This window comes from Streptomyces sp. NPDC054840 (assembly GCF_053611065.1).
The window spans coordinates 1-4,221 of record NZ_JBSGZP010000637.1 but is presented as its reverse complement, the minus strand read 5'-3'; the positions used below and the strand labels follow the sequence as shown (position 1 = coordinate 4,221).

At 73.2% G+C, this 4,221-nt stretch carries 5 protein-coding genes; 1 reads left to right on the top strand and 4 read right to left on the bottom strand.

Annotation, left to right across the window (positions count from 1 at the left end):
- From ACWGIU_RS31310 to ACWGIU_RS31300, 3 genes are all read right to left on the bottom strand, one after another.
- On the bottom strand, positions 1-488 hold a 488-nt coding region (locus tag ACWGIU_RS31310), incomplete at its 3' end, for a DUF4429 domain-containing protein (RefSeq protein WP_453711481.1).
- A 75-nt stretch (positions 489-563) separates the two neighbouring features.
- Positions 564-1,715, bottom strand: coding sequence for an alpha/beta hydrolase (locus ACWGIU_RS31305; protein WP_453711483.1), 1,152 nt, complete (start codon positions 1,713-1,715; stop codon positions 564-566).
- A 219-nt stretch (positions 1,716-1,934) separates the two neighbouring features.
- Positions 1,935-2,600 carry a TetR/AcrR family transcriptional regulator gene (locus ACWGIU_RS31300; RefSeq protein ID WP_453711479.1) on the bottom strand — a complete coding sequence of 222 codons (666 nt, stop codon included), beginning with the start codon at positions 2,598-2,600 and terminating at the stop codon, positions 1,935-1,937.
- 380 nt (positions 2,601-2,980) lie between these two features.
- On the opposite strand from ACWGIU_RS31300, the gene ACWGIU_RS31295 reads away from it, so the two are divergent.
- Entirely contained in the window at positions 2,981-3,379 is a 399-nt protein-coding gene (locus ACWGIU_RS31295) for a peptidase inhibitor family I36 protein (protein WP_453711477.1), read from the top strand.
- Here the strand turns inward: ACWGIU_RS31295 and ACWGIU_RS31290 are convergent.
- Positions 3,360-4,193, bottom strand: coding sequence for a potassium channel family protein (locus ACWGIU_RS31290; protein WP_453711475.1), 834 nt, complete (start codon positions 4,191-4,193; stop codon positions 3,360-3,362). The two genes, ACWGIU_RS31295 and ACWGIU_RS31290, sit on opposite strands and share 20 nt — an antisense overlap.
- Positions 4,194-4,221 lie beyond the last annotated feature (28 nt).

Sequence of the window (4,221 nt, the reverse complement as noted above, 5' to 3'; positions counted from 1 at the left end):
GTGCTGGAGGCGCCCGTACGGGACCAGTGGAAGGTGATCGCCGAGCCGTCGAAGCCAACCCGGGCGTCGTACGCCTTCAAGTGCAGCGGCGGCTGCGGTACGTCGACGAGGAAGCGTGCGGACGGCTCGGCGGCATCCGGCCCGAGCCGGGACCGCAGCGCGTCGGCGAACGCGGCGGCGGCGGGCGCCTTGTCGCCGGGCAGGACCAGCCGGTACGGGTCGCGACCCACCTTGAGCTGCCCGGCGGCGGCCTCCATCAGCGGATCCGCGCCCGGCCGCGGCACGGCATGCAGGACCACCGTGTCCCGCTTGCCGCCGGTCACGGTCACGTTCACGGCGGACACCGCTTCGAGGGGAATCCGGCGCGAGCCGAGGGCGTGCCAGAGTCTTGGCAGCCTCGGCGTTCTGATCCCCCGTGCGAAGCGGATGAGCACCGAGTCCGATTCGAACTCCCAGACGGCATGATTTCCGGCCAGTACGTCACCCATGCGGCACATCGTAAACGGCGGGGCCCCCGCACGTCCCCCCGGTTGCGGTGGCCGATTTCCGCGCCTCTACGCGCGTCAGTCCTGCTCTGTCCCTGAAATCCCGCGCCGACACGCATCGTTCCCGGTCGCACAGACAACGGAACCGAACGCGCCGGTTCCGATCTTGGTGAAGTTGTCCATCGAGTCCGTACCTGGCGCGAAGTAACCGGTGTGGCTCCTGGCCCGGGCCGAGGACAGCAGCCGCGCGCCGAACGCCGGGGACACCGGATCGGCGCCGTGGCCGAGGCCGCCGACCTCCAGGTGCGGTACGTCCGCGATCCAGTCGCCCTCGTCGCGCGTCGCCCAGATCCGCGCCGAGGTGTGCAGCCCGGCGACGTTCTCCGCGCGCATCCCGGGGCTGCCCGCCACCACCACGTCGGTCACCCGGCGCGGCAGCTCGCTCGCCGCGACCCCGCAGACCACCGATCCGTAGCTGTGGCAGAACAGCGCCACACTCGCGTCCCCGGGCAGGGCCGCGGTCAGGGCCTTCAGGAGGACGGCGCCGTCGACGGCCATCCGGCCCGTGGCGGCGTCCACGCCGACCCCGGTGGGCGCGGTGTAGCCGGCCCAGGCGATGACCGCCGTCCGGCTGTCCGGCTCGGCCGCGCGCTGGGCCTGGTACAGGGACTTGGCCATGCCGACCGGGGAGGTGAGGCGGCGTTGGGTGCGCTCGAAGGTGAGTACGTCGGTGTCCACGCCCGGGACGATCACCGAGACCCGCTCGGCCTCGGAGAGGTCACCGAAGACCTCGGCCACGCGGCCGCCGCCGGTCGGGTCGAAGGCGAGGATCTGCCGGCCGGGCCCGGCGAGCGAGGCGAAGCGGTGGGAACGCCGGATGGCCGTCGACCGGTCGGCCGGCGTCAGCGCGACATCGCGGCTGCGGGCCTCCTCGACCCGGCGGGCCTGCTCCAGGCCCTGGAGGTTGGCCCGGTAGCGGACGGCGGCGGGGGCCCCGTCGAGGTTGCCCACGACGAGCGGGTAACCGTCGGCGAGCCGGGCGCGCTGGGCACCGTCGAGACCCGCGAAGAAACGGGCCACCGTTCGAGCGGGGGCGTCCGCGGGGGGCACCGGGCGGCCGTCGATCCGGGCCTTGGCCCAGGCACCGAGCGCGGCGACCCGCATCGGGGTGCCCTCTTCCGGCCGGTGAACGGCCGTCCAGCCGGTGGTCGCCAGCATGATGAAGACCACCGCCAGCGCGAGCAGGGCACGCAAGGCGGCAGGGCGCGGGTCGGCGCCGAGGGCGGTGGGGTGGGCAAGGCCGGGCACGTTCACTGTGACCAGCCTATGAGACGTCTTACGCCCCAGGCGTGCCGGGTGACCGGTCTCACGGCCGACCGTGGGACCGCGTGAGGCCCGAGCGGGCGACCCGCCGACGCGTCGGTGAAGGGGCCGGCGGAGGCCGGCGCGCTACGCGGACCCGCGCCAACTGGAGGTCAGCGCCGGGCCGATCCGGTCGAGGTACGTCTCCGTCAGCCTTCGGATCGACTCCACACCGGTGTCCTCGCCCTGCGCCCAGAGCCGCCCCGTGACGCGCATCACGCCGCAGAACGCGGCGACGGCGACCCGCGGCCTCGGATCGATGTCCACGTCCAGGCCTTCGCGGGCGCCGATCAGCCGGGAGATCCGTTCCTCCAGCTCCGTGGAGCGCCGCAGGTGCACGGCGAGCAGGGCGGGCGTGGACTCGATCAGCCGGTAGCTGCGCATGTACAGATCGACCGGGACCACCTCGGACAGCGCCACCTCGATGGTGTCCCAGGCCGCGAGCGCCGCGCCCCGCAGGGCCTCGAACGGGCCCTCGGCGGCCGGCCGGGCGTGCAGTTCGGCGACGAACCGCGACTCGACCAGCTCCTGGAGGGCGAAGACGACCTCCTCCTTGTTGGCGAAGTAGCGGAAGAAGGTGCGCTGGGACACGCGCACGGCGTCGGTGATCTCGTCGACGGTGGTGCGCTCGTACCCCTGGGAGAGGAACAGTCGGAGGGCGGCGCGCAGCAGGGCGTTCCGGGTGCGCCGTTTCTTGCGCTCGCGCAGTCCGGTCACCGGCGCGGCCGTCGCCGACCGCTCGTCGATCACCACCGCTGGCTCCCTTCTGACGCCGAGTGGGCGGTCAGCGTACCGGTGACCGAAGGGGTGCAGACCGCTGCGTGAGCCGTTCGCGGCGTGCCGTCCGAGGTCCTGCGAGCGCCCGCGGGAGCGTTCGCGCATGACACGTTCGGGTCGGGTCCGGCCGGGCCCGCACCCCGGCCGGGGCGGCCGCGGGCCCGGCCCGGCGGCTCCCTGAAGCGTCAACTCCGTACGTGCGAGAGCCCTGTCGGAGGGTTCCGCCGGGGCTGTCGCCTATCCGGGTGGACCCGCCCGGGGCCTCTTCCGTCCGGCTGTCCCCGCAGGTCAGCGTGGTGTCGGCGGAGCTCCGGAAACGGTCCGGGCGCCCGCCGTCCACAAGGAGTTGACCCGTCATGCGTACGTGTCGAACCAGCCGTGCCACCACGACCACCCTCGCCGCGACCGTCCTGGCCCTGACCGCCCTCATCCCGAGTACGGCCACCACGGCGCACGCCGCGGGCCCGCCGGCCCTCGGAGCCTGCGCGACCGGACAGCTGTGCCTGTGGGCGAAACCGGAGTTCAAGGGAGCGCGGCAGACGCATGAGCTCAGCAACCTGGACATCAACAGCTGCACCGCGCTGCCGGCCGGGACCAGCGCCCAGTCGCTCACCAACCGCACCGGGCGCCCGGTGACCACCTACCAGTCGGCCGAATGCGCCGAGACCGGCGAGTTCCAGACCTACCCGGGCGACGGCGTCTGGCTGCCCCAGTCGCCCTACCAGGTGCGGGCGTTCAAGGTGTGGGAGAGGTGACTTCCCGCTGCGCGGGGGCGTTCGGCGGGACGGCCCCGGCCCCGGCCCCGGCCGCAGCCACGGTCACGGCTGTGCTCGTGGCCGCGGCCGGCGTGCCGCCCAGCCGGGCGACCTCCCCGCGCAGCGCCCGTACCTCGTCCTGCAGTTCCCGGATGGCCGCCAGCTGGAGCATGTCCGCCCGGTCGTCGCGCTCGAAGCGGGAGATGAACCACGCGGCGATGTTGGCGGTCACCACACCGAGCAGGGCGATCCCGGACAGCATCAGACCGACGGCCAGGACCCGGCCGAGGCCGGTGGTGGGCGAGTGGTCCCCGTACCCGACCGTCGTCATCGTGGTGAAGGACCACCACACGGCGTCGCCCAGGTTCTTGATGTTCCCGTCGGGGGCGTCCCGCTCCACGCTGAGCACCGCCAGCGAGCCGAACATCAGCAGTCCCACCACGGCCCCGGCCACATACGTCGTCAGCTGGATCTGCGGAGCCATCCGGGCCCGCCGGCCCACCAGCATCAGGGTGGCGACCAGCCGCAGCAGGCGCAGCGGCTGCACGAGCGGCAGCACCACGGCGGCCAGGTCCAGCCAGTGGGTCCGGACGAAGTGCTTGCGGTCCGCCGTGAGGGCCAGCCGGACCAGGTAGTCGACGGCGAAGGCCCCCCACACCACCCATTCGACATAGGTGCAGGCACGGTGGACCTCCGCACGCGCGTCGGGGGCGACGATGGGCCCGGCGTACGCCACGGCGAAAGCAACGGCGAGCAGGAGCAGCGGGGTCTGGCTCCGCCGCTCCCACAGCAGCTTGCGGGAGGGTTCCTTCATGCCGAGCATCGTAAGGAATCCGTAAAGG

Excerpts from the sequence above, each read along its gene's own strand:
- ACWGIU_RS31295 (WP_453711477.1), top strand. The coding sequence starts at position 2,981 with ATGCGTACGTGTCGAACCAGCCGTGCCACCACGACCACCCTCGCCGCG.
- ACWGIU_RS31290 (WP_453711475.1), bottom strand. The coding sequence starts at position 4,193 with ATGAAGGAACCCTCCCGCAAGCTGCTGTGGGAGCGGCGGAGCCAGACC.